The sequence below is a fragment of the Oleomonas cavernae genome, from assembly GCF_003590945.1.
GTDB classification, from domain to species: Bacteria; Pseudomonadota; Alphaproteobacteria; order Zavarziniales; family Zavarziniaceae; genus Zavarzinia; species Zavarzinia cavernae.
Genome location: NZ_QYUK01000011.1, coordinates 2,989,954 through 3,013,735 on the forward strand (window position 1 = coordinate 2,989,954; position 23,782 = coordinate 3,013,735).

At 66.3% G+C, this 23,782-nt stretch carries 23 protein-coding genes, 1 tRNA gene and 4 pseudogenes; 12 read left to right on the forward strand and 16 right to left on the reverse strand.

Annotated elements, in window-relative coordinates; all coding sequences use genetic code 11:
• Nucleotides 1-17: 17 nt before the first annotated feature.
• A pseudogene (locus D3874_RS32505) lies at nt 18-2,497 on the reverse strand (DNA translocase FtsK).
• Between the two features lie 129 nt (nt 2,498-2,626).
• Nucleotides 2,627-2,965, reverse strand: coding sequence for a P-II family nitrogen regulator (locus tag D3874_RS18305; RefSeq protein WP_119779412.1), 339 nt, complete (start codon nt 2,963-2,965; stop codon nt 2,627-2,629).
• A 100-nt stretch (nt 2,966-3,065) separates the two neighbouring features.
• Between D3874_RS18305 and D3874_RS18310 the strand changes: the two genes are divergently transcribed.
• The 6 genes and pseudogenes from D3874_RS18310 to D3874_RS18335 all read left to right on the forward strand — a co-directional run bounded on the left by D3874_RS18310 (nt 3,066) and on the right by D3874_RS18335 (nt 6,471).
• On the forward strand, nt 3,066-3,620 hold the full coding sequence (locus D3874_RS18310; RefSeq protein ID WP_119779414.1) for a methylated-DNA--[protein]-cysteine S-methyltransferase: 555 nt from the start codon (nt 3,066-3,068) through the stop codon (nt 3,618-3,620).
• Nucleotides 3,621-3,809: 189 nt separating this feature from the next.
• Nucleotides 3,810-4,664 (forward strand): helix-turn-helix domain-containing protein, encoded by an 855-nt coding sequence (locus D3874_RS18315; protein ID WP_119779416.1) that lies wholly within the window; start codon nt 3,810-3,812, stop codon nt 4,662-4,664.
• A 25-nt stretch (nt 4,665-4,689) separates the two neighbouring features.
• Complete coding sequence (locus D3874_RS18320; RefSeq protein WP_119779418.1) at nt 4,690-5,052, forward strand: VOC family protein; 363 nt, start codon at nt 4,690-4,692, stop codon at nt 5,050-5,052.
• A 10-nt stretch (nt 5,053-5,062) separates the two neighbouring features.
• A complete protein-coding gene (locus D3874_RS18325; RefSeq protein ID WP_158596096.1) occupies nt 5,063-5,719 on the forward strand; it encodes a glutathione S-transferase family protein in 657 nt (218 codons plus the stop codon).
• Nucleotides 5,716-6,033, forward strand: a complete 318-nt coding sequence (locus D3874_RS18330) for a hypothetical protein (protein WP_119779422.1) — start codon at nt 5,716-5,718, stop codon at nt 6,031-6,033. The genes D3874_RS18325 and D3874_RS18330 overlap by 4 nt, the downstream gene beginning before the upstream one ends.
• Nucleotides 5,975-6,471: pseudogene (locus D3874_RS18335) on the forward strand (peptide deformylase). The gene D3874_RS18330 and the pseudogene D3874_RS18335 overlap by 59 nt, the downstream one beginning before the upstream one ends.
• A 142-nt stretch (nt 6,472-6,613) precedes the next feature.
• Here D3874_RS18335 and D3874_RS18340 read toward each other — a convergent pair.
• On the reverse strand, nt 6,614-7,006 hold the full coding sequence (locus D3874_RS18340) for a DUF488 domain-containing protein (RefSeq protein WP_119779424.1): 393 nt from the start codon (nt 7,004-7,006) through the stop codon (nt 6,614-6,616).
• On the reverse strand, nt 7,003-7,488 hold the full coding sequence (locus D3874_RS18345; RefSeq protein ID WP_119779427.1) for a PaaI family thioesterase: 486 nt from the start codon (nt 7,486-7,488) through the stop codon (nt 7,003-7,005). The genes D3874_RS18340 and D3874_RS18345 overlap by 4 nt, the downstream gene beginning before the upstream one ends.
• Before the next feature lie 46 nt (nt 7,489-7,534).
• Between D3874_RS18345 and D3874_RS18350 the strand changes: the two genes are divergently transcribed.
• Nucleotides 7,535-8,020: a MarR family winged helix-turn-helix transcriptional regulator gene (locus D3874_RS18350; RefSeq protein WP_119779430.1), complete on the forward strand. Its 486-nt coding sequence runs from the start codon at nt 7,535-7,537 to the stop codon at nt 8,018-8,020.
• A gap of 202 nt (nt 8,021-8,222) precedes the next feature.
• Nucleotides 8,223-11,870 carry an ATP-dependent DNA helicase gene (locus D3874_RS18355; protein ID WP_158596097.1) on the forward strand — a complete coding sequence of 1,216 codons (3,648 nt, stop codon included), beginning with the start codon at nt 8,223-8,225 and terminating at the stop codon, nt 11,868-11,870.
• 416 nt (nt 11,871-12,286) lie between these two features.
• On the opposite strand, the gene D3874_RS18360 is transcribed toward D3874_RS18355, so the two are convergent.
• The 3 genes from D3874_RS18360 to D3874_RS18370 form a co-directional block, all read right to left on the reverse strand.
• Nucleotides 12,287-12,862 (reverse strand): DUF1349 domain-containing protein, encoded by a 576-nt coding sequence (locus D3874_RS18360; RefSeq protein WP_119779436.1) that lies wholly within the window; start codon nt 12,860-12,862, stop codon nt 12,287-12,289.
• A gap of 244 nt (nt 12,863-13,106) precedes the next feature.
• Entirely contained in the window at nt 13,107-13,406 is a 300-nt protein-coding gene (locus D3874_RS18365; protein WP_199699135.1) for a YkgJ family cysteine cluster protein, read from the reverse strand.
• The gene (locus D3874_RS18370) at nt 13,403-13,846 is read right to left on the reverse strand and encodes a DUF6481 family protein (RefSeq protein WP_119779439.1); all 444 of its coding nucleotides are present in this window, start codon (nt 13,844-13,846) and stop codon (nt 13,403-13,405) included. The genes D3874_RS18365 and D3874_RS18370 overlap by 4 nt, the downstream gene beginning before the upstream one ends.
• A 166-nt stretch (nt 13,847-14,012) precedes the next feature.
• Here D3874_RS18370 and D3874_RS18375 point away from each other — a divergent pair, with 166 nt between their 5' ends.
• Nucleotides 14,013-15,308: an FAD-dependent oxidoreductase gene (locus tag D3874_RS18375; protein WP_233560014.1), complete on the forward strand. Its 1,296-nt coding sequence runs from the start codon at nt 14,013-14,015 to the stop codon at nt 15,306-15,308.
• Nucleotides 15,309-15,314: 6 nt separating this feature from the next.
• Here the strand turns inward: D3874_RS18375 and D3874_RS18380 are convergent, their stop codons facing one another.
• The 5 genes and pseudogenes from D3874_RS18380 to D3874_RS18400 all read right to left on the reverse strand — a co-directional run bounded on the left by D3874_RS18380 (nt 15,315) and on the right by D3874_RS18400 (nt 18,206).
• Nucleotides 15,315-15,680: a gamma-butyrobetaine hydroxylase-like domain-containing protein gene (locus tag D3874_RS18380; RefSeq protein ID WP_119779442.1), complete on the reverse strand. Its 366-nt coding sequence runs from the start codon at nt 15,678-15,680 to the stop codon at nt 15,315-15,317.
• Between the two features lie 37 nt (nt 15,681-15,717).
• Nucleotides 15,718-15,903 (reverse strand): annotated as a pseudogene (locus D3874_RS18385) (Trm112 family protein); the annotation flags it as partial.
• Nucleotides 15,904-15,913: 10 nt separating this feature from the next.
• Nucleotides 15,914-16,510, reverse strand: coding sequence for an LON peptidase substrate-binding domain-containing protein (locus D3874_RS18390; protein ID WP_338016760.1), 597 nt, complete (start codon nt 16,508-16,510; stop codon nt 15,914-15,916).
• 95 nt (nt 16,511-16,605) lie between these two features.
• Nucleotides 16,606-17,550, reverse strand: a complete 945-nt coding sequence (locus D3874_RS18395; protein WP_119779445.1) for a thioredoxin family protein — start codon at nt 17,548-17,550, stop codon at nt 16,606-16,608.
• A gap of 113 nt (nt 17,551-17,663) precedes the next feature.
• The gene (locus tag D3874_RS18400; protein WP_119779447.1) at nt 17,664-18,206 is read right to left on the reverse strand and encodes a prolyl-tRNA synthetase associated domain-containing protein; all 543 of its coding nucleotides are present in this window, start codon (nt 18,204-18,206) and stop codon (nt 17,664-17,666) included.
• 109 nt (nt 18,207-18,315) lie between these two features.
• On the opposite strand from D3874_RS18400, the gene D3874_RS18405 reads away from it, so the two are divergent.
• Nucleotides 18,316-18,390: transfer RNA gene (locus D3874_RS18405), tRNA-Gly, on the forward strand.
• 170 nt (nt 18,391-18,560) lie between these two features.
• Here D3874_RS18405 and D3874_RS18410 read toward each other — a convergent pair.
• Entirely contained in the window at nt 18,561-19,577 is a 1,017-nt protein-coding gene (locus tag D3874_RS18410) for a nucleotidyl transferase AbiEii/AbiGii toxin family protein (RefSeq protein WP_119779450.1), read from the reverse strand.
• Nucleotides 19,578-20,390, reverse strand: coding sequence for a type IV toxin-antitoxin system AbiEi family antitoxin domain-containing protein (locus D3874_RS18415; protein ID WP_147385718.1), 813 nt, complete (start codon nt 20,388-20,390; stop codon nt 19,578-19,580).
• A 317-nt stretch (nt 20,391-20,707) separates the two neighbouring features.
• Between D3874_RS18415 and D3874_RS18420 the strand changes: the two genes are divergently transcribed.
• Nucleotides 20,708-21,241, forward strand: a complete 534-nt coding sequence (locus tag D3874_RS18420; RefSeq protein WP_147385719.1) for a hypothetical protein — start codon at nt 20,708-20,710, stop codon at nt 21,239-21,241.
• A 21-nt stretch (nt 21,242-21,262) separates the two neighbouring features.
• On the opposite strand, the pseudogene D3874_RS18425 reads toward D3874_RS18420, so the two are convergent.
• Nucleotides 21,263-21,897, reverse strand: a pseudogene (locus tag D3874_RS18425) (NADPH-dependent F420 reductase).
• Nucleotides 21,898-21,930: 33 nt separating this feature from the next.
• The gene (locus tag D3874_RS18430) at nt 21,931-22,680 is read right to left on the reverse strand and encodes a 3-oxoacyl-ACP reductase family protein (protein ID WP_119782372.1); all 750 of its coding nucleotides are present in this window, start codon (nt 22,678-22,680) and stop codon (nt 21,931-21,933) included.
• 106 nt (nt 22,681-22,786) lie between these two features.
• On the opposite strand from D3874_RS18430, the gene D3874_RS18435 reads away from it, so the two are divergent.
• Nucleotides 22,787-23,716, forward strand: coding sequence for a LysR family transcriptional regulator (locus D3874_RS18435; protein WP_119779457.1), 930 nt, complete (start codon nt 22,787-22,789; stop codon nt 23,714-23,716).
• The last annotated feature ends 66 nt before the right edge of the window (nt 23,717-23,782 follow it).

Sequence of the window (23,782 nt, forward strand, 5' to 3'; positions counted from 1 at the left end):
GATAGCGCAAATTCCACCTATAATACCCGCTCGCCGGCCTCGTTGATCAGGACTTCGCGCTTGCCGACATGGTTGGGCTTGCCGACGATGCCGGCCGCTTCCATCTGCTCGATGATGCGGGCGGCGCGGTTGTAGCCGATCTGCAGGTGGCGCTGGATGAAGCTGGTCGAGGCCTTGCCCTCGCGCGCCACCAGGGCCACCGCCTTGTCGTAATTGTCGTCGCCGGTCGAAGCACCGGCCATGCCGTCTTCCAGCGCCTCCATGCCCTCGGGTTCCTCGGTGACGGCATCGACGTAACTGGGCTCGCCCTGGGCCTTCAGGAAGGCGATCACCGCCTCGACTTCGCCGTCCGAACAGAACGGGCCATGGACGCGGGTGACGCGGCCGCCGCCGGCCATGTAGAGCATGTCGCCCTGGCCCAGCAACTGCTCCGCCCCCTGCTCGCCCAGGATGGTGCGGCTGTCGATCTTGGAGGTGACCTGGAACGAGATGCGGGTCGGGAAGTTCGCCTTGATCGTGCCGGTGATGACGTCGACCGAGGGCCGCTGGGTCGCCAGGATCAGGTGCATGCCGGCCGCCCGCGCCATCTGGGCCAGGCGCTGAATGGCCCCTTCGATGTCCTTGCCGGCGACCATCATCAGGTCGGCGAATTCGTCGACGATGATGACGATGAAGGGCAAGGGCTCCAGCGGGATCGCCTGTTCCTCGAAGATCGGCTTGCCGGTCGAGGGTTCGAAGCCGGTCTGCACCGTGCGCTTCAATTCCTCGCCCTTGGCCTTGGCTTCGGCGATGCGGGCATTGTAACCGGCGATATTGCGCACGCTGAGGCGCGACATCTTGCGATAGCGATCCTCCATCTCGCGTACCGCCCATTTCAGCGCCACCACTGCCTTGCCCGGCTCGGTCACCACCGGCGCCAGCAGGTGGGGGATACCCTCGTAGACCGAGAGTTCGAGCATCTTGGGATCGACCATGATCAGCTTGCACTGGTCGGGCGGCAGCCGGTACAGGATCGACAGGATCATGGTGTTGATCGCCACCGACTTGCCCGAGCCGGTGGTACCGGCGACCAGCAGGTGGGGCATGCGCGACAGGTCGGCGACAATGGGCGTCCCACCGATGTCCTTGCCCAGGGCCAGCGTCAGGGCCGAGGCGGTCTTCTCGTATTCCTGGGACGAGAGGATTTCCGACAGCCACACCGTCTCGCGCTTCACATTGGGCAGTTCGATACCGATGACGTTGCGCCCCGGCACGACCGAGACGCGGGCCGAGATGGCGCTCATCGAGCGGGCGATGTCGTCGGCCAGGCCGATCACCCGGGCCGACTTGGTGCCCGGCGCGGGTTCGAGTTCGTAGAGCGTCACCACCGGCCCGGGGCGGACCTTGACGATCTGGCCGCGCACGCCGAAATCCTCGAGCACGGATTCGAGCAGGCGGGCATTGGCCTCCAGCGCCTCCTCGTCGATCGCATCCTTGGCATCGACACGCGGCGGCGGCTGCTTCAGCAGGGACAGGGGCGGCAGCTGGTGCTGGTCCTCGGGCCCCAGGTCGAGGGCGGCCTGGGTCTCCTCGACCGCGCGCTTGCCGGGCCTGGCCACCTTGGGCGCGCTGGCGACCAGCTTGCGGGTGTCGGGCGGCGCCTCGGCCACCACATCCTCGCGCAACGGACGAACCCTGGGGCCGCCGCTTCCGGTGCCGGCGAGGGGTCGACGAAACGCGGCTCGACCCGCTCGCGCTTAGGGCCAGGGGCGCGGCGCGGCGGCGCCTCCTGGGCGTCGGCATCGCGGCTGTGCAGGCGCAGGTCGGGCATCGCCTTGTCGCGCCGGCCCCACAGGCGGGTGGCATGGCCGACCAGCCACTGGCTGCTGTGACGGCCGACGCGCGTCGCCCGGGCGGCACCACGGCCCAGGGCCCGCCATTCGCCCAGGGAAAGCCCCATCGCCGAGACCAGCACCATCAGGCACAGCAGGATCAGCACCAGCGACAGGCCGCCGCCCTCCAACCCCAGGCCGATGGCGGCGAAGAACTGCCGGGCGCCGGGTTCCGCCACCGCACCGATCATGCCGCCCAGGCCGCTGCGCAGGGGCCAGCCGTCGGGGATCGAGAAGCCGTTGACGCCGGCAGCACCCAGGGTGAGCGCCAAGGGCGCCAGGCCGAAGTTCAGCCACCACAGGCGCAGGCCGCGATGGGAAAACAGGCGCCAGGCCCAGGCCAGCAGGATCAGCGGCAGCAGGCCCGCGGCAATCCCCAGCCACTGGATCGCCAGGTCGGCGACATGGGATCCCAGGGGGCCGATCAGGTTGCGGGTCGGGGCATCGGTCTCGACGTTGAAACTGGCATCGCCCGACGAATAGCTGACCAGGGCCAGGCCCAGCCCGGTCGCCAGGGCGAACAGGCCCAGGCCCATGATCTCGGCCAAACGGCTTTGCACCGCCCGGCCGAACGCCGCCGGGAACAGGCGCAACTTCTCAGACGATGTACCGGCCGTGTTGGCCATGCCTGACCTCAAGGGGTGCCTGACCGCAAGGGGCCGCGAATCAACTGCCCGGCACCCACGGCGCCGGAACGAATCAACAACCGAAAACTACACGCCGGCGGGCGACGGGGCCAGAGGCGTCATTTTTGCCTAGATCGCCTCGCTGCCGCGCTCGCCCGTGCGGATGCGGCAGAGATCTGGCAGGTCCATCACGAACAGCTTGCCGTCGCCCAGCTTGCCGGTGCGCGCGGTGCGCTCCAGCGTTTCCAGCACCAGGGGCAGTTGCGCATCGTCGACCGCGATGTCGATGCGCAATTTCGGCACGAAGGCGATCTGGTATTCGGCCGAGCGATAGGTTTCGGTGTGGCCGTGCTGGCGCCCGAAGCCGATCACCTCCGATACCGTCATGCCGCTGACCCCGATGCCGTCGAGCGCCGCCCGCACGGGTTCGAGCTTGAAAGGCTTGATGATCGCAAGGACGAGCTTCATGGGGCCTGAGTCTAGGGTGCGGCGCACAAACAGGATAGGAGAATTAAAGCGCAAGATCTGCCAAGTGTGCTTGGGCCCGGCTTGCTATCATCGCGCCCGCATGACGACACACGGCCACATCCTGTTCGACACCGCCATCGGCGCCTGCGGCCTGGCCTGGGGCCCGCACGGCATCACCGGTGCGCAATTGCCCGAGGCGAGCGAGGCCGCCGCGAGCACCCGCCTGCGCCGGCGCTTCCCCGGCAGCGTCGCAATGGCGCCGACACCGGCAATCGCCGATGCGATCACCCGCATCCAGGCGCTGCTGGCGGGTGCTCCGGCGGACCTCGCCCCCATCGAACTGGACTTGGGCCCGGTGCCGGACTTCAACCGCAGGGTCTATGCCGTCGCCCGGGCCATCCCGCCCGGCCGCACGCTGACCTATGGCGAGGTTGCGACCAGGCTGGGCGACCCGCTGCTGGCGCGGGACGTGGGGCAGGCCCTGGGCCGGAACCCCTTCCCGATCATCGTGCCCTGCCACCGGGTGCTGGGCGCCGGCGGCAAGCTGGTCGGCTTCTCGGCGCCGGGCGGTACCAACACCAAGCGCCGCCTGCTGGAGATCGAGGGCGCCCGCATCGGCCCCGCCCTGCCCCTGTTCGACACGCATGCCAATTAGCCCTTGCGCGGAAGAAATGCTGATCGTCCACTGTCTCTTGATGGCGCGTCATCCCGGCCTCGAGCCGGGATCTTGTGACGCGGAGGTGCCGAGAACACTGGTCGCAAGATCCCGGATAACGGCTGTGCCGTTTCCGGGATGACGAGTTGAGAATAGTGGCGCGGGCCAACCAGCCCGGAGGATTGCCCCATGGGCGCGCTGACCATCGTTGCGAACAAGCCGTCGATGACGGTGATCGACTACCGCTGCACCGCGGGGCCGGAGGATCGGCCCTTCGTCGAATGCCATGCGGGGTTCTCGCTGTCCTATGTCCGCAAGGGCAGCTTTGCCTGCCACAGCGGCAGCGCCACCCATGAGCTGGTGGCCGGCGCCCTGATGGTGGGGGCGCCCGGCCGCGAATACATGTGCAGCCACGACCATCACCAGTGCGGCGACGAATGCCTGTCGTTCCAATTGGGCGACGAGCTGGTCGAGGCGATCGGCGGCCCGCCGCAGATCTGGCAGGCCGGCAGCGTCCCGCCCCTGCCCGAGCTGATGGTGCTGGGCGAATTGGCGCAGTCCGTCGCCCGGGGCAACAGCGACGTGGGCGCGGACGAGATCGGCATGCTGCTGGCCGCCCGCTTCGTCGAGCTGCTGACCGGTGCCAAATCGAGCGCCACCGACGCCCAGGCCCGCGACCGCCGCCGCGCCGTGGCCGCCGCCCTGTGGATCGATGCCCAGTCCCACGAGACGGTCGACCTGGAGGGTGCGGCGCGCGAAGTGGGGCTCAGCCCGTTCCACTTCCTGCGCCTGTTCACCCGCGTGCTGGGCGTCACCCCGCATCAATACCTGGTGCGCTCGCGCCTGCGCCGCGCCGCAGGCATGCTGGCCGACGACAGCCGCCCGATCACCGACGTGGCCTATGATGTCGGTTTCGGCGACCTGTCGAATTTCGTGCGCACCTTTCACAAGGCGGCCGGTGTCTCGCCCCGGCGCTTCCGCCAGATGGCCCGGGGCGACCGCAAGATCCTCCAAGAACGGCTGCGCCCTCCCGCCCTAAGGTGACCTCCTCGACCACGGAGGTTACCCCATGTACGATCACATCGGCCTGAAGGTGAAGGATATCGAGGCCAGCGTGTGCTTCTATGAAGCCGCCCTTGCCCCGCTCGGCATCGTCTTGTGCTCGCGCGACGACAGCGGCGCCGGCTTCGGCCCGCCCGATGCGCCGGCCCTGTGGCTCTATGCCGCCAGCAACGCCAAGGGTCCCGGCCTGCACATCGCCTTCAAGGCGGGCGACCACAAGGCGGTCGACCGGTTCCACCGCGCCGGGCTGAAGGCCGGCGGCGGCGACCATGGCGCGCCCGGCCTGCGCGCCGACTACAGCCCGACCTATTACGCCGCCTTCCTGCTCGACCCCGACGGCAACAACGTCGAAGCCGTATGCCTGGATTGAGGAACCCGCCATGACCCAGATCATCCTGCACCATTACCCGGACTCGTTCTTCGCCGAGAAGATCCGCCGCATCCTGGCCTTCAAGAATGTGCAATGGCACAGCGTCGAACAGCCGATGATCATGCCCAAGCCGGGCCTGACCGCGCTCACCGGCGGCTATCGCCGGGTGCCGGTGCTGCAGATCGGCGCCGACATCTATTGCGACACCGCCTGCATCGCCAGGCGCCTGGAACGCTTGGCGCCCACGCCACCGGTCCTGCCCCGCGCCCTGGCCGGCCTGGCCGCGACGGTGGAGGATTGGGCCGACCGGCGCCTGGTCTCGCTGATCGGCCCATCTGTCGTGGTGGCGCGCATGGCAACCCTGCCGTCCGGCTTCCTCGAAGACCGCGCGGCCATGACCCCGGGCTTAAGCGAGAAGGCCTTGCGCTTTGCCGCCCCCCACGGTTGGCCCCAGGCCCTGGCCGCCTTCGACCGGCTCGACGCCCAGCTCGACCACAGCGCCTTCCTGCTGGGCGAGGGCTTCACCCTGGCCGATGCCGCCTGCTTCCATCCCCTGTGGTTCGCCAAGAGCGTGCCGGCCCTGTTCGCCGCGGTGAGCGCCAGGCCCGCCCTGGCCGCCTGGTTCGCCCGGATCGAGGCCTTCGGCCCGGCGATGCCAGGCCGATGACACAGGACGAGGCCCTGACTATTGCCCGCAACAGCCAGCCGGCGGCGCTGGACGGCGATACCACCGGCGACAGGGTCGCGGTCACGGCCGACGATTTCGGCACGGAGAAGACCGTGGGCACGCTGGCCCGCCTCACCGCCGACGAGATCACGCTGCACCGCCACGACCCCGCCCTGGGCGACATCGCGGTGCATTTCCCGCGAATCGGGTACAGGATTCAGCGCGAACAGGGAGCGATGGAGCCTGGCCTTGGCGGTGGAGACTATTCTGCGCTATCCCGACCGGCGGCTGCGGCAGCCGGCGGCCGTCCTTGAGCTGTTCAATGAGGCCCTGCGCGCGCTGGCCTGGTCGCTTCACCGCACCATGCTGGCCGCACAGGGCGTCGGCATCACCGCGCCCCACGTCGGTATCCTGCAACGGCTGGTGGTGATCCAGCTCGACCCCGCATTGCCGCCGCAATTCTATGTCAACCCGGTGGTGACCTGGGCCTCGCCGGAGAGCGCCCGCCACCTGGAGGGCAGTGTTTCCATGCCCGGCGTAACCGAGCGGTGGAACGCCCGGCCCGCGTCACCGTGCGCTACCAGGACCTGGACGGCGGCCCCCAAGAGATCACCGCCGACGGCTTCCTCGCCACCTGCCTGCAGCACGAGATCGACCAGCTCGACGGCATCTTCTGGCTCGACCGCCTCTCCCGCCTCAAGCGCGACCGGGTCGTGAAGCGTTACGAGAAGCTGGCCCGATTGCAGGCGTGAGGGACCAACCTCAATCGTCATCCCCTGACCGCCCCCCCAATCGTCATCCCGGCCTTGAGCCGGGATCTTTCGTCCAGTGTTCCCGGTGCCTCGGCGTCACGAGATCCCGGCTCAAGGCCGGGATGACGAGAAGTATTGCACCCTATTGGAGCCGCCCCAACAGCCAATCCCGCAGCGCCACCGCATTGTTACGGCCCTCGTCCTTGGCGGCATAGAGCAGGGTGACCGGCCCGCGCGCCACCTCGTCCAGCACCTGCCGCACCGCCGCCGCCGCCGGGCCTGCCAGTTCCGCCGCATAGTCGACGGTGAAGGCCACCCAGGCCGCATCGGACGCAGGATAGGCGGGATCGCCGTGAACCCGCTTGCGCAAGCCATCGCTGGGCGCGATCTCCTTCAGCCACAGGTCGATCTTGCCCGCCGCGCGCGAGATGCCGCGCGGCCACAGCCGATCGACCAGCACGCGAAAGCCATCATGCGCCGCCGGCGCCGCATAGACCCGCTTGACCTGGATGGCGGGCCGGGCCTTGGCACTCATGCCGCCCCGCCCAGCACCAGCAGGGTGGAGGTGCCATGGCCCAGCAGCTTGCCCTGCGCACTCTTCACCCAGGCCTCAGCGGTGATGATCTGCCGCCCCTGGTTCACCACCTTGGCCTCGCAGCGCACGCGGCCGCCGTCGGCCAGAATGGGCCGCGAGAAATTGCCCTTGGTCTCCACCGTGGTGTAACCCACCCCGGCCGGCAGCAGCGAATGGGCGGCGCAGCCCGCGGCACTGTCGACCAGGGTGAGCAGCCAGCCGCCATGGACGGTGCCGGCGGGATTGAGCAGATGCGGCCCGGTCTCGCCCTCGAACACCGCGCTGCCGTCGCCGACCTCAGTCAACCAGAAGCTGAGGCTGCGGCAGATCGGCGGATGCGGCACCCGCCCGTCGATGATCCCTTGCAGGACCTGGCGGCCCGTCAGCCCCGCGATCTCGTGGGCCCCGGCCACGCCGTACCGCAACTCGCCCTCGCCCGCCATGATCCCGCTTTCCTTGCAGCTACAAACTATGTAGATACATATATCAATGACCAAGCCCGCACAATCCCCCAGGCCCCGGCCCCCGCGCAGCTTGCGCAGCGACGCCACCCGCGTGCTCGACGAATGCCCCGCCTGGCACCTGCGCCTGGCCGCGCGCAAGATCACGGTCTTCCTCGATGCGCACTTGGCACCCAGCAGCCTGACCACCGCGCAATTCGGCCTGATGTCCCTGCTGGCGGCGGCCCGCGACGACACCCTGGGCGCCCTGGCCCAACGCGCCGGCCTCGACCAATCCACCCTGTCGCGCAACCTCGACACCCTCGCCCGCCTGGGCTGGGCCGAGATCACCACAAGCACCCGCGACCGCCGCAAACGCGCGGCATGGCTGACCGAGGCGGGGGCACGGAAACTGGCGGCCGCGATGCCGCTGTGGCGGGCGGCGCAGGAGGCCGTGGCGGGGGTGGTGGATGTGGTGGTGGCTAGGCAGGCCGGAGAGTCGGCACAAGCGTCGCGGTTAAACCGCGAGAATTAAAAAATCCGCTTAGGATTCGCTTGGCGTTCGAAGCAGAAGTAGAGAAGATCCAGTTCGAATGACGAGATCTAGCCAGATTGCGCCGTTCGCCAGTAAGGGCAAAGCTGGAAACCGGAAGCGGTGGGGCTCAGGCAGCATCGCAAGGGGGTTACTGGCCTGTCATTCTTCGACGTTCGATTGTGGTAGTCGAATCAGGGGGCACATGACAACGCACATCACCGCTAGACTGGCGTGGCACGACGACGGATGGAATGGTGCAATCTGCAGAAAACCAGAGCGCAATACCTATTGTGTCGGATGCAAGTCATATCCCGGCGACGTTATCGCTCGCGAGCGCGATTTGGCACTCGAACAAAGATTGGCCGGGCGAGCAGCTAGCAAACTTGAAGGGTATGTCCCGCCTTGCAGCTATAGTTACAACGCGTTCGGTCTTGATGAAGCGCCAGCCGCCGCCAACCCGCCGGATTTCTTCTTTGGCGGCGCCACGCGGCACAAATGGTCTCTCCCCCCCGCCACTGTCAGCACTTGGCCATATGAGGCAATGTATTCAGATGAGGTTAGGCAATCTGGCTATCTTGACAACGATATTCGCAAGGACTTAGTCAATAAATTCTACAAACCAATTGAGGACGACTGTCCAAACAACCTTATCTTCTACTATGTGAACTATTCCAATCCACTGTCCGAGGATAATGCACCCCGTTATGTAATGATTGGCGTGTCGCGCATTACGCAAGTCAGCGAGGAACGGCGCTACGAGAATGTGAATGAGAACGTCGGTAAGCGCTATGCCGGTGGGATGATCTGGGCGCGCGACATTTCCTCAGCCTATCCCGAAGAGGGCGTCCGACTTCCCTATCATCGCTATCGCGATGATCTAGAAACGCTCGAAAGCTTTGCGGTCATTCCTGAACGGGCCGCGCTCTGCAAATACGGCTCCAAGCATCTAAGCGACGACGATGCTATCGGATTGCTCGAGCAGTTCCTCGCCAAAGTCAGGTTGCTCAAGGCCAGTGGTGACATTTCTGAGGACTGGAATATCCGCGAAGCTTGGCTGCTGAAGTCGATAGCCGGTCTGTGGAAGCACCGTGGACTATACCCTGGGCTGCTAACGACATTGACTGTCATCGGCGCTGTCCAACTGATCGATACGGCGAAAGCGCTTTGCATCAAGCAAGGGCACGCCGCTGCGCACGCTGCTATTTTTGGCGCTCTAGAGACCGGTGATTTCAGAGGATTGGCGACTGTGCTGACCCCCGCTGAAAGCAAGAAGATCTCGCGCAGCTGGCTATTGTTAGAGGATGGTGCGCGATTGCTGCTGCGCGACATACTGCCTCGGCTAGAGTTGTCAGCGGAAGCGATGGCCGCGATTGCGTCCAAACAATGGACCGAAGGTGGTGTCGAGGTCCGCCCTGAGGAGATCATCAAAAATCCCTACCTCCTCTGCGAACTCTATTGCGGCGAGGACGCGTCGGACCGCATTCCCTGGGGCACTATTGATCGCGGAGTCCTGCCCTCACCGGACGTCGGGGCGCCGCTAGCGGGCATCGACTATAACGATGCTGGTCGCTTCCGTGCCCTTTGCGTCGAGCATCTTCGTCAAGAGCCCAAGCATAACTTCCGGTTGGCGCGCGACCTCATAGTTGAGATCGCTCAGCGTATGGAGCGGCTACCCGCATGGAAACAGGCCACATTCAGCGAGCGCTATTTCGACGTCGATGCCAACATCCTGTCAGGCGCACTGACTTTACAGTCGACCGACGAGGGCCAGATTGTTTATCTGAAATCGGTCTTTGAGGACGAGCGCTATGTCGAGGAAGTGTTGCAGCGCTTGGTGACTCGACCCAGCATCGAATTGCGTCGCCCGCTGATCATGGCGGACTGGAACAGCTGGGTACACAAGTCGGGTAGCATGCTGGCACAGCAGGGCGGCGCAGACTATCGCGACGCAACCCGCGAACAGGCGGGCATCTGCGAGCGCCTGTTCCTCCGACCGCTATCGGTCGTTACGGGTGCAGCCGGCACCGGCAAAACGACAGTCATCCAGGCACTGATACACGCCGTCCGGCGATCCGAGGGGGAAGGCGCAAATATCCTCGTCCTAGCGCCGACCGGTAAGGCAGCAGATCGCGCACGAGAGGTACTTGAGGACGCCAAGTTGCAGCGCGTCGAAACAGTGACGGTGCATTCCTTCCTCGCGAGGCATGGTTGGCTCAACGACAACCTCACCTTTAAGCGGCGAGGCGGCAAGCTGGCTGAGGTCGGGACGCTTGTGCTTGACGAGGCGTCGATGCTTGATCTGGAGCTGGCAGCAGCACTAATGCGTGCGGTCAATTGGCAGACCGTCCGCCGGCTAATCTTGGTGGGAGACGCCAACCAGCTACCGCCTATCGGGCGTGGGCGCGTATTCGCCGACGTCATTCGCTGGCTCAGCACCAACTATCCCGAAAGCTTCGGACGCTTGACGATCAACCTTCGGCAGTTGCTGACCCGAGCCAGAGGAGAAGGCAGTGCGATCGTCGAGTTATCGCGGCTCTTCATCCTTCAGGATATCGAGATCACTACCGACGGCAAAGATGACTGGGACCAACCAACAAGCCTCGCCGAGGAGAAGCTGATTGAACGCATCCACGCCGGCGGCCTTGTCGATCGCGATTTGGACGTTGTCTACTGGGATGATCCCCAGCGGCTCGCAGACACCCTTATTGGCGCGATTGAGACGAAGATGCGTGGTGGAGGGTCAGACGACAAAGGCCGGCCTGATCAGCTCTGGCGAACCTCACTGGAACGCGATCCGACAGCGTTCCAGATTTTGACACCACATCGAGGGGAGATGCATGGTGTCGAGGCGCTCAATGAGGCGTGTCAGACGCACATCGCCGATTTCGTGATTTCCCGCGTCGGGGCAATCGATGGCATCACTCTGAACGATAAGGTCATTCAGATCTGCAATAGACCAAAGTCGAATCCGATCTGGGCCTACGACAACAACACGCGTGAGAAGTGCAGAGTCGAGATCTTTAATGGCGAAATAGGAATTGTACGCAACTTCGGCTTCGACAATCGCCTTTGGGAGACAATTCGAACTGGCTATGGCCCCAGGCTGAAGCGATTTGCGGTACAGTTCACACGCAAGCCCGGCATCACGGTCGGCTACGGCAAGGATGTGCCGCATGGTGGACGATACCTGCGCAACGAACGTGTCGAGGATAATCTGGAACTTGCCTATGCGGTGTCGATCCACAAGGCTCAGGGCAGCGAGTTCGCCCATACATTTGTGATCATTCCGGCGAGCCACAATCGCCCAGTCTCGGCTGAGCTGATCTATACCGCTCTGACACGCGCTAGCCGGCATTGCACCTTGCTGATAGAGCGAGACATCACCAGTCTTTTGAACGCCCGGCGGCGGGAAAACGCGCAAACTCCGCAAATAAACTCGTCGATGTTCGGATATTTGCATCTCGCCAAACAGCAACTGCTCGAACGGCGTAGCTGGTATGAATCCGGCAAGATCCATGAGGCGCTGACCGGTGACATGCTGCGCTCCAAATCGGAAGTAATCATCGCCAACCTGCTGCATGAACGTGGCATACCATTTCGCTACGAACAGCCCTTGTTCGCGGGGGACGGCACAATAAAGCTTCCGGATTTCACTGTCACTATCGCTGGGCGCACCTTCTTCTGGGAGCATCTCGGCATGCTCGACCAAACCAACTATGCGGAGGATTGGGCGGCAAAGGAGGCGTGGTACCAGCGCTGGTTCCCCGGACAGCTTGTTACAACCAAGGAAAGCGGGCGGCTTAGCCGAGATGCCGAAGGGTTGGTAACCAAACTATCATCAGCCGCATGAGAAACGTCACACTGTCTCTTGTAGGTGCAGTCAGTTTGAGGTCAGCTTTTGGTGATTCGAATAATGAGAAATGACGACTGGGCGGAGACAGGACTATTTGGTCTCAACTGCAAGGTATCCGTCTTGTACCAAATCCAGAGACGGGCTGCGCCAGCGATTGAATCTGCCCGCATTACCGGAAGGTTAAGAGAAATAGCGGACAGCCCGCGATTTTAAATGCTGGACCGCACCGCGGCGATAAGTGCACCAGACGGCTCGACCACACTTCGTAAGACCTGGGCATGCGGGTCAAGGCAACCCGGGCGTTGGGCGGACAGCGGCGCTCGGAAGCTCCCCAAGCGGGGCCGGGGGACAGCCAAGGGCACGAAGCGGTAACCAGATAAGCGCCGCCGTCCACCTCCTCCACCGCGCGCCCCTCACGTCAGGTCGTGCAGGTCCTTGCTCATCGGCGCCCCCACCACAAAATCCGAGAACAAGACCTTCAGCCCCGCACGCTCAGGGGTGCAGCACATCGGCCCGACGCGGTAGGCGGCCGCGGCCGGGAACGGGCAGAGGCGGACCAGGGGCCAGCGCTGGCCGTCGGCCGAGGCCTGGAGGCGGAGGACGCCGGCCGCCACCGTCAGGCGCAGCCGGAAATCGGCGGGATCGCCCGTGAAGGGGCCGGTGGCCCAGTCCGACTGGCCGAGTGTCAGCACACTGCCCAGCAGGGCCTCGCCGTCCGACCGTTCGATGCCGGCCTTGAGCCAGGTCGCAGCATTGAGGCGCACCATCAGGCCGGCCTGGTCGTAGAGGCTCTCGTAGGCGGCGCGCACCCGCAGCGTGGCGGTGAAGTCACCCGCCGTGTCACAGCCGAAGAAATGGCCGCTGTCGCGGGTGAAGCCGTAATGGGTCTCGCGCCAGAAATCGGTGGCGGCGTCGGTGACGACGCTGAGGGCACCCTTGTCGAGGCGCCAGGCACGCGGCTCGTTGAGCCATTGGCATCGGTCGAACATGGGGGCGCCTTCCGCTGGGGTGCGGCCATCATCGGGCATCGCGGGCGCGGGGCAATCAGCCTCGCGGTGGACACCTGAGAGTCCTCATGGCGGGAACGGTTGCGAGGCGGGCCGCTGGTCCCCTCCGCCCGTTTGGAGATGCCGGCGATTTACCCCCTCGACCTCCTCACCCAACCCTCTCCTCCCGCGGAGGAGAGGGCTTTGCGCGCCGGCCAGAGCGGCAAGCGGGCCGGTAGAAGTGGTATCAGGCGGGGAGGCCGTGGTGGGCGCGGGCCATCAGGCAGGCCTCGTCGCCGGGCTCGCAGTCGCGGCACACGATGGGTCTCACAGGATAGATGCTGCAGGCGGCGGTCTTGCCGATGTCGCCTTTGAGGGCGGTGCAACGGTTGCCGTCGCAGCGCATCCGGCCGGCCGCGTCATCGACGAAGGCGGGCGGGATGCGGGCGATGGTCTCGTCGTCTTCCAGGGTGAAGCGCGGCCATTCCGGGGAATAGGCACAGCACGCGCCGCACGCCTGACAGTCGTAGGAAGCCTGTCCGATCACTTCCGCGCTTTGCGCGCCGCATAGCGGGCGTCGCGGGCGGCCTTGCGGGCGGCGCGCTGCGCCTCTTGCTCGATGATCATGGCCTCGTATTCGGCGGCGCGGGCGGCGGCCTCCAGGGCCTGCTGCTCGGCCTGGGCGGCGGTTTCGCGGGCCAGGCGTTCGGCCTCCTCGGCGGCCTGGGCCTGCGCCGCGGCCAGGGCGGCGGCGGCGGCGGCCGCCTCCTCCTCGGCGCGCTGGCGGGCTTCCAGCTCGCGGGCGGCCTCGCGTTCGGCCAGGCGCGCCTCGCGGGCGGCGGCGATGGCCGCGCGCTCGGCCAGGCGGGCCTGCTTCTCAGGGTCGTCGGCGCTCAGCTTGGTGCGCAGCTTCTCGAGCGCCGACTTGCGGGCCGAGTTGGCGGTCTGAAGGCGTTCGTTGAAACCCTGTTCTTTAAATCGGCTCATGTGTCCTGCGTTTTCCGTCGTCAAAGGGCCCGCCCGTCATCCCGGCGGCTTCGTCCGGGCCGAAGGGCCCGTCTGATGGTGGCGTGAATACCGCCCTGAAATACAGGGCGCAGCGCACCATGGCAAGGCCCGCCGCGACCATGCACCCCACCCGCGCCCCCTGGACATGGCGCCCCGCGCGCGCAATATCGCCTGCATCATGAGCCAGAACCCGCCAGCATCCACCGGCCCCGCGCCCAGCTTCGTGACCGATGCCCTGATCGTGGGCGGCGGCATGGCCGGCCTCACCGCCGCCATCGCCCTGGCCCGCGCGGGCCTGAGCGTCGTCCTGGTCGACGAGCAACCGCCGCCGCTCACCGTCACGCCGGAATTCGACGGCCGCGTCTCGGCCATCACCCATGCCTCGGTGCAATTGTTCAAGGCCCTGGGCGCCTATGCGGCGATGGCGCCCTTCGCCCAGCCGATCCTGGATATCCGCGTCTCCGACGGGCGCCCGGGCGAGCGGCCCTCGCCCCTGTTCCTGCATTTCCACCATGGCGACGTGGGGCCGGAACCCTTCGGCGTGATGCTGGAGAACCGCCACACCCGCATCGGCCTGATGCAGACCCTGGCCGGCCTGCCCCAGGTCACGGTGCTGGCGCCGGCCCAGGCAACGGTGGTGGAGCGCACCCCGGCCGGGGTGCGCGCGGTGCTGGCCGACGGCCGCACCATCGCCGCGCGCCTGGTGGTGGCCTGCGACGGCAAGGCCTCGCCCCTGCGCGCGGCGGCCGGCATCAAGACCGTGGGCTGGGATTACGGCCAGGTCGGCATCGTCACCACGGTCGAGCACGAGAAGCCGCACCACGGCGTCGCCCACGAGCATTTCCTGCCCTCGGGCCCCTTCGCCATCCTGCCCATGACCGGCAACCGCTCGTCCCTGGTGTGGACCGAACGCAAGGACCTGGCGCCGGCCCTGATGGCGCTGGGCCACGAGGCCTTCGACGGCGAGGTGCGCCGGCGCTTCGGTGATCACCTGGGGCGGGTGGTGTCGGTCGGCCCGCACTTCTCCTATCCCTTGAGCTTCCACATGACCACGCGCTTCGTCGATACGCGCCTGGCACTGGTGGCCGATGCCGCCCATGCGGTCCACCCCATCGCCGGCCAGGGCCTGAACCTGGGCCTGCGCGACATCGCCGCCCTGGCCGAGGTGCTGGCCGACGGCAAGCGCTTAGGCCTCGATCCCGGCGACGGCGAGGTGCTGGCCCGCTACGAGCGCTGGCGCCGCACCGATTCGCTCATCATGGGCTCGGTCATGGACGGGCTGAACCGGCTGTTCTCCAACGATGCCGCCCCCGTGCGCCTGATGCGGGACCTGGGCCTCGCCGCGGTGAACCGCCTGCCCGGGCTGAAGCGCTTCTTCATGCACCACGCGCGCGGCACCGTGGGCAAGCTGCCCCGCCTGCTGGAAGGCAAGCCGCTTTAGGGGGCCTCACCGGTCCCGGCTGAGGCCCTTGGCGTCCAGCGCCGCGAGGTAGGTGGCGAAGAGTTGCGCCTGGTCGGCGCCCAGCCGCCGCAGCACTTCCCACGAGAAGATGCCGGTGTCGTGGCCGTCGTCGAAATGGATGCGGATGGCATAGTTGCCCACCGCCTCCACCGCGTTGATGCCCACGGCCCGCTTGCCGGCCACGATCTGCTTGGTATCGGGGCCGTGGCCCTGGACCTCGGCCGAGGGGCTTTCGACCCGCAGCAGTTCGGCAGCGATGACATCGCGGCGGCCGTCGTCCCAGTCGATCTCGATGCGTTTCTCGGGCCGCTTCACGCGGATTTCGAGCGGCCAGAAGGCGATGGCGGCCATGGTCAGGCCGTGGCCGTGGGGGGGCCGCCGGCTCGTCGTCCAGCTTGCGCGCCTCCTCGACCAGCATGATCGGGATGCCGTCGCGGATGGGATAGGCCAGGCGGCCGGCATCCGAGATCAGCTCGGCACGCTCGCGGTCGAAGCGCAGGGGCTGGCGCGAGACCGGGCAGACCAGGATTTCCAGCAGCTTGGGGTCGACGGCACTATCGGCGGGGGCGCTCATGGGGTCGCTTTCACTGCATCGGGGTTTGCGGGTCGCCGTGCCGGCCGGCCAGGGCCATTTCCAGCAGGGTCACCATCATGTCGGCCCGGGCCATGACGTCGCCCGCCTCCAGCAGCGCCTGTTTCTCGGGCGGCGCGAAGGGGCAGATCATGGCCAGGGCATTGATCAGGGTTTCGGCCGGGGCCTGCTCGATGGCGTGCCAGTCGGCCGCCAGGCCGTGCATCTCGAGATAGCCCTTGAGCGCCGGGCCCAAGCGCTCGCGGTTCACCGCAGCGTCGGGCGCCGTGCCCGGGGCCAGGTCGGCGGCGAATTCGTCGTAATTGGCCAGCACCTTGCGGTAGGGCGTCACCCGCGCCAGTTCCTGGCCGATGCGGAAACGGCAGACCCCGGTCAGGGTGATCAGGAAGCGGCCGTCGTCGGTCTCGGAAAAGGCGGTGATCTTGCCCAGGCAGCCCACCGTGTAGACCGCCGGCACATTGGCCCGGCTGTTGGCCTCGGTCGGCTGGACCATGCCGATCATGCGCTCGGCCGCCAGGGCGTCGCGCACCATGGCGAGGTAGCGCGGCTCGAAGATGTTCAGGGGCAGGCGCCCGCGCGGCAGCAGCAGGGCCCCGAGAGGGGGAAGATCGGCAGGATCTGCGGCAGCTCGTCGATGCTGGCGGGGCCGACCTGGGCGGACATGACCTTCCCCCCACCTCAGGCTTACGAGAACAGGATCGAGGACAGGCGGCGGCGCCCCTCGATCGCCAGGGGATCGTCGAACCCTAAGGCCTCGAACAGCTTGACCAGTTGCTTGCGCGCCGCCTCGTCGTTCCATTTGCGGTCGCGCTTGACGATTTCCAGCAGATGGTCGAGCGATGCCTCGTTGCGGCCGGCGGCGTGCAGGCCGATGGCCAGGTCCAGGCGGGCCTGATGGTCGGCCGGGTTGGCGGCCACCGCCGCCTCCAGCGGGCCCAGGTCGCCGACATTCTCGGCCTCGCGGGCCAGGGCCAGGGCCGAGCGGGCGCTCGCCACCTCGGCATCGCCCTGCTTGTCCTCGGCCACCGCCGCCAGGAATTCATCGGCCTCGTCCAGCGCACCGCGGGCGACCGCCAGCTTGGCGAGGCCGGCCAGGGCATGGGGGTGCTGCGGCTCGGCCTGCAGCACCTCGGCATAGGCGCCTTCGGCCTCCTCCGGGCGGCCTTCGGCGATCGCCGCCTTGGCGAAGTCCAGCGCCTCCTCGATGGGCGAGGCACCGCCGCCCGACAGCTTGATCAGGCGCTCGACGAAGGTCTTCACCTGGCTGTCGGGAACCGCACCGGTGAAGCCGTCGACCGGCTGGCCCTGGAAGAAGGCATAGACCGCGGGGATCGACTGGATGCGCATCTGCTGCGCGATCTCGGGGTTCTGGTCGACGTCGATCTTGGCCAGGCGCACGGCGCCGGCGGCGGCCAGCACGGCCTTTTCCAGGGCCGGGCCCAGTTGCTTGCACGGGCCGCACCAGGGTGCCCAGAAATCGACGATGACCGGGACCTGCTGCGAGGCCTCGATCACATCCTTGCGGAAGTTGGCGAGGCCGACATCCTTGATCAGCTCGGCCGCCGAGGGGGCCGGGCCGCGGGCCGAAGGGGCGGCGCCACTGGGGGACTGGCCGATAAGCGTTTCCATGGGTTTCATTCCGTCTCTACCACTCGACGACATTTCTAGACGCCTGCGCCGGTCAATACACCAGCATTTCACGTCCCCTTAAGATGGGGCGCAAGGGCGTCGCTGCAAGCCGCTCAGGCCGGCCCGCCCGCCGTCGCCTTGGCCGCGGCCCGCGCGGCGCTGACCGTGGCGACATCGACCATCACCGGCGCATGGCCCACGGCGCCCAGGAAGCGGCGGAAGTCGTCGCGCCCGATCACCGTGGTGCGGTCATTGCGCAAGGGATGGAAGTGCAAGGGATCGAAGCCCATCAGCCCCTCGTCCAGCACCAGGCGGACAGCCTTGGCCGATTCGTTGATCAGGCTGAACGGCGTGACCGAGCCCGGCGTCACCCCCAGGACCTCGACCATGGCTTGCGCGGAGGCGAAGGACAGCCGCGGCGCACCCAGGTGCTTTTCCAGGGCGGTCAGGTCGACCCGCACCTCCTCCTGCGCCACCACCAGCCAGAAGCCGCCCTTGCGGTCCTTCAGGAACAGGTTCTTGGCGTGGCCGCCCGGCAATTGGCCGCGCAGGACCTGCGCCTCCTCGACCGTGTGGGCGGCATCGTGGGCGATGGTACGATGCGCGATCGACAGGGCGTCGAGCCGCGCGAAGAGGTCGAGATCGGTGGCGGGCATGGCCGGAAACTAGCGCAAACAGACCCGAAAAAACACGCTTGCAATCATCAAATCCCTGCGTATAGTCCCGGCTCTCGACGCGGGGCGCATATAGCCCCGCAACGCCAGAGCGGGCGTAGCTCAGGGGTAGAGCACAACCTTGCCAAGGTTGGGGTCGAGGGTTCGAATCCCTTCGCCCGCTCCAAATTTCCAGGAAAATCAAAGATTTATAAGAAGCCCTTCGGGGCTTTTTTTGCTTACGGGGCTTCTCGAAGGCGGGCATGTAAGCGACTTGTAAGCACCGGAAAGCGTGAAGGTGGATATCACGTCGCGCCAGCGGCAGCCTTTTGCTGACCGCGTCATCTGCAAGGGAACTCATGGGCCATGCCGCCCCCGTTTCGTGCGGGGAGCCAGCGACTTGTCGCCTGCCTTCCACGCCTTGACGTTCTGCGCCTTCCATCGCAACGCCGGAGAGACCTCGACAGCGGCGCGTACAATGTCAGGTACCTCCAGAGAGGAGGCATCTATCTCGCCCCGCTCCAGCACGGCATCCAGAAATGCCTTCTCACCCGCTGTAAACTGAAACAGCGGTGCGAGCTTTTGTCGGCACTCGCCCGTAACCCTCTCGATCCAGGCGGCCGGGCCGCCGAAGGCATCGAAATACCGCTCGCGCAAACACATGGTCAGTTTGCCGGTGATGTCACCGACTTCGCACCCGATAGCGTCCGGTGAGGCTGTTCGCCAGTCGAAGCTCTTGGCGCTGGCACCGATCATCAAGGTGGCCGTCTTGATCTTCGCCCAGTCGAGGTCCGGCATCGCGATGATTCGGTGCGCATCGAACAGATCGCGCGCGGTGCGCCGCGTGACCAGCGCGACCATCTTGCCGGCGACGATCTCATGGATGTCGAGAACGGGCACGTTCATGGCCTGATAAGAACCGATCGCCACCGATGACATGCGGTCTACCCCATAGAGGGGGCCACGATAGAGATAGTTGATGTCGATCTCGATGGTCCCTGCCCCACCCAGCGCGGAGGCATAGCGATAGATCCATTTACCGCCGGCATGCTCGGCGGGCTCTCGCCGAGCGGTGTAACCTTTCGATTCCATCAGCCGCTCGATCCGGTCCTCCAGTGCCGGCCGGTCCGCGTCCATCTGCTCTTTCTCAACCGCGCCGACATAGTTGACATCGATATCGACCGAGAGACGGTCCAGGTTGGCATGGAAGACGTTGAGCGCCGTCCCGCCCTTCAGGGCGATTCGCGGCCCGATCAGCGTATCGGCGCCGAAGGCATCGAGAATGTCGATCAGCCGGATCACCCGCTCCAGCGTCGCTGGCTGAAGCTGTCGCTCAGCCGCGATGTCCCGAAGGTTTTCACGGGACACGACCATTCACATACCCTCAAACGTGGCGTCAACGACCCGGGCCGGGAGAAGCACGCGCCATGGTTCGACGAGCACCGCGTCGCCGGGCTCGGCGCCCAGCGCATAGTGCTTCGAGCGCGGGAGCTGTTCCCGCAGGCGCGCCAGGACGTCATCCGTCACGCCCAGCATCGCGCGCCGCGTCTCGAGCCACCAGCCGGCGACTGAGGCGAGCGACCGCGTCCCCAGCCGTTCGACATAGCCGGCGATCTTCGTTGGATCGAGATAGCGCATCAGATCAAGCGATTTCAGAACCTCCTCGACACCGCCCGCGAGATCCGGCCGGTGCAGAACATCCACGACGGTGCGCTCCACAGCGGTCACACGGATCGCGACCCCCTGCCGATCCATCGTCATGGTCAGGTCGTCAGCCCTGCCCGCCTCCACCAAGGCTTTCGGTGGATTGATGAAGCGACAGGCGCCGAATGGCAGGTCCACGAGCTCTGTCCGGCCCGCGCTGATGAGTTGGACCTCGTTGAATTCGGAATAGGCTATGCCGTGCAGCTCCAGTGCAGAGTGATATCCAAGAACGCCATCCCGGCGGAGCTTGCTCGCCGCGGCGAAGCGGTCAACCACCATCCGCTCCGCCGGCAGGTGGGCCGGCACCGCTGCGAACACCTCGCGGCTGAGACGCTTGATGTTGCCAACCCTGAGGTGATGCCTGAGCAAGCTGGTAACATTGGCGGCACTCGTCGGATGACCAAAGACGGCCGCAAACTCCGCCCGGGTGAAGACCGGGTGAGCTGAAAGGAAACTGGCCGTCTTGTGTTGGCGAGATTGCATCGAGTTATCAATCTTGTACCTGAATGGGTAAAATATTGCCATTCTACTTCATAATTATCAACTCTCCGATCCTCGGGCCCAGCCCTATCTGCCACGCAGTCATTGCAATAAATGACCCCGAGAAGCTAAAAATTACCCCTTATGGTACGATTTATAAAACTAGCCATAACGCTACGCAAACACCATCGCTTCGACATCGGGGCCAGCACCCGGACCAGACCCACGCTCCCTGCGCGTAGCATAACCGTCACAACCATTCCGCTTGCCGGCGCCAGCCAAGGCGCTAGGCTATTCGCGCTATGGTTGGGAGAAACCTTATGGTTCGAATTCTTGCGGTTCTGCTTGCACTGGGAGTCGCGGCTTGCTCGACGCAGACGCCAAGCGTTTATTCAAACTACGCCGACAATACGGTGGCGCTGAGGAAGCTGGATCAGGCGCGGACGCGCGCCGCGACCATCACGGATCAAAGCAATTTCGATGAAGGCTGCCGCATGGTCGGGCCGATCAAGGTCTCGGGCAACCGAACCCTGGCGACCTTCATCCGCGACTCGTTCAACGACGAACTCAAGTTCGCCGGCGTGTTCGACGACACACAAACCAAGCCGGCGCTCAACGCCGCGCTGACACGCGCGGCGTTTTCGTCGTCGGCCGGCCTGACCAGCGGCTGGTGGGACCTGGCGTGGACACTGACCAACCCAACCAACGGCAAGTCTCTGTCGGCCACGATCAAATACGACTTCAGCACAAACTTCGTCGGCGAAATCGCCTGCAAGAACGTGGCGGAGGCCCTTGTCCCCGCCGTCCAGTTGCTCATCAACAAGACGGTCACCTCGCCCGAATTCCGGGCCTGATCGGGAAATGAGGCAGACGGGTCATGCGGCAGCGCATGACCCGTCAGCCGCCTCGCCCTCGGCCGAACTCGACCAGATTGAGCACCGGCAGCGGGCCGCCGGGAACTGGGCCAGGCGGGCGCCCACGGCCAGGATGCCGAGGTCGATGCCGGCGAAGCCCAGGCGCTCGATCAGCGCCCCCACCTCGGCCTTGGCGCGGGCGTCGTCGCCGGCATAGAACAGCACCCGGCGGCCACCCTCGGCCTGCGGATCGCCCGCGACCAGATGCGGTTGCAGGTGGTTGAAGGCCTTCACCACCCGGGCGCCGGGGACGAGATCGGCGAAGACCTCGCTCGAGGCGCGGCCGTTGAGGTCGACCGGCTTGAACAGCGGCGCCTCGATCGGGTTGTTGGCGTCGATCACGATGCGGCCGCCCCAGGCGGGCAGGCCGGCGAGCGCCGCCGGCAGCTTGCCCCAGTTCACCGCGACCAGCACGATGTCGGCGCCGGCCGCGGCCTCGCGGGTGCCGGCCTTGATCGTGGGGCCCAGCTCGGCGACCAGGTCGCCCAGCGACCCGGGCCGCGGCTGTTGGCGATGGTGGCGGCGATGCCCGCCCGGGCGAGCGCCCGGGCAAAGGCCAGGCCGATGTTGCCCGCGCCGATGATGCCGATGGTCATGGTCGTGTTCCTTCTGGTTTGAGTTTTCTGCGGTTACGCGGTGAAGCCGCCGTCGGCCATCAGCTCGGCGCCGGTGATGAAGCCGGCCTCGGGACTGGCCAGGTAGGCGACGGCGCTGGCGATCTCTTCAGGCCTGCCATAGCGCCCGACCGCCATACCGGGGCCGACGATCTTGGAAACCGGGCCGCCGTCGGGGTTCATATCGGTGTCGGTCGGGCCGGGATTGACCACATTCACGGTGATGCCGCGCGGGCCCAGGTCACGGGCCAGGCTGCGGTTGAAACCCGAGACGGCGCCCTTGGTCAGGGTGTAGACCGACGCGGTGGGGAAGGCCGCGTAGCGGGCCATCGAGCTGCCGATGTGAACGATGCGGCCGCCGTGCTTCATGTGACGCACCGCTTCCTGGGTGGCGACGAAGACACCGGTGACGTTCACCGCGATCATGCGCTGGTAGTCGGCGAAGGCGATCTCGTCGATCGGGCCGCCGAGCGAGATGCCGGCGTTGTTGACCAGGATGTCGATGGCGCCGAAGGCCTCGACCGTCCGGGTGACCGCGGCCCGGACCGCATCGGCATCGCCGGCATCGGCCAGGATGGCGAGGGCCCGACCGCCCGCCGCCTCGATGGCGGCGACGACCCCTTGGGCCTTGTCGGGCGAGGCGCTGTAGGTGATGGCGACGGCAGCGCCGTCGGCAGCCAGCCGCTTGGCCACGGCGGCGCCGATCGAGCGCGAGCCGCCGGTAACCAGGGCGACCTTGTTGGCGAGAGGAGAGGTGGTGGACATCGGTTTCACTCCGGTTGCGTTGACGGCATGGATATTGCCCGATCATTCCCGCATGATTAGCCGGCAATGGATGATATAACTTCCAAGTGATCATTGAAGGTAGATCGTGGAGACCCTGGCCAACCTCGAATCCTTCGTCCGCAGCGCCGAGTCGGGCAGTTTTTCGACCGCGGCCCGGCGGCTGGCGCTGACCCCGGCGGCGGTCAGCCGCAACGTCGCCATGCTGGAACGGAACCTGGGTGTCCGCCTGTTCCAGCGCAGCACCCGCAAGCTGACCCTGACCGAGGCCGGCGAGCGTTTCCTCCAGGCGATCGAGGGCAACCTGGCCGGGCTGCAGGCGGCGATCGCCGGCGTGGCGACGGATCAGGGCGAACCGGCCGGCACCTTGCGGGTCAGCATGAGCCCGACCTTCGGCATTGATCACATTCTGCCGCTGCTGCCGGCGTTCCTGGCGCGCTATCCCCGCATCCGGCCCGACTGGCAGTTCGAGAACCGCCAGGTCGACCTGATCGCGGAGGGGTTCGATGCGGCGATCGGCGGCGGCATCGAGCTGGCGCCGGGTGTCGTCGCACGTCCGCTGGCGCCGGCGCACATCATCGCGGTCGCCTCGCCCGCCTATATGAAGGGGCGGATTCCGCCGGCCGACCCGGCGGGCCTGGCAGCACTCGACGGTATCGTCATGCGCTCGTCGCGCACCGGGCGGGTACGCCACTGGACCATGCGCAACGCCGCCGGTATCGAGGTGCCCTCGGCCTTGCCCGAGACGATCATCACCAACGACCCGGCCGCGATGTGCCGGGCGGCGACCCTCGGCCTGGGGGCGACCATGGTCGCCGTCCCCGATGTGCTGGCGCAGTTGGAAGGCGGCACCCTCGTGCGCCTGGCGCCCAAGTGGTATGCCGATGCCGGCTCGATCTCGCTCTACTACGCCAGCAAGACGCTGCTGCCGGCGAAGACCCGGGCCTTCATCGATTTCGTGGCCGAGGCGTTCCGCCGTGAACGGCTGGCCGAACGCTTTGCCGGCAGCCTGGCATAGGGCAGAAACGCAGGGGGCTACAAACGTCGAAGAAGACTTTCGTCCAAAGCCGTTTACTATTTTTGC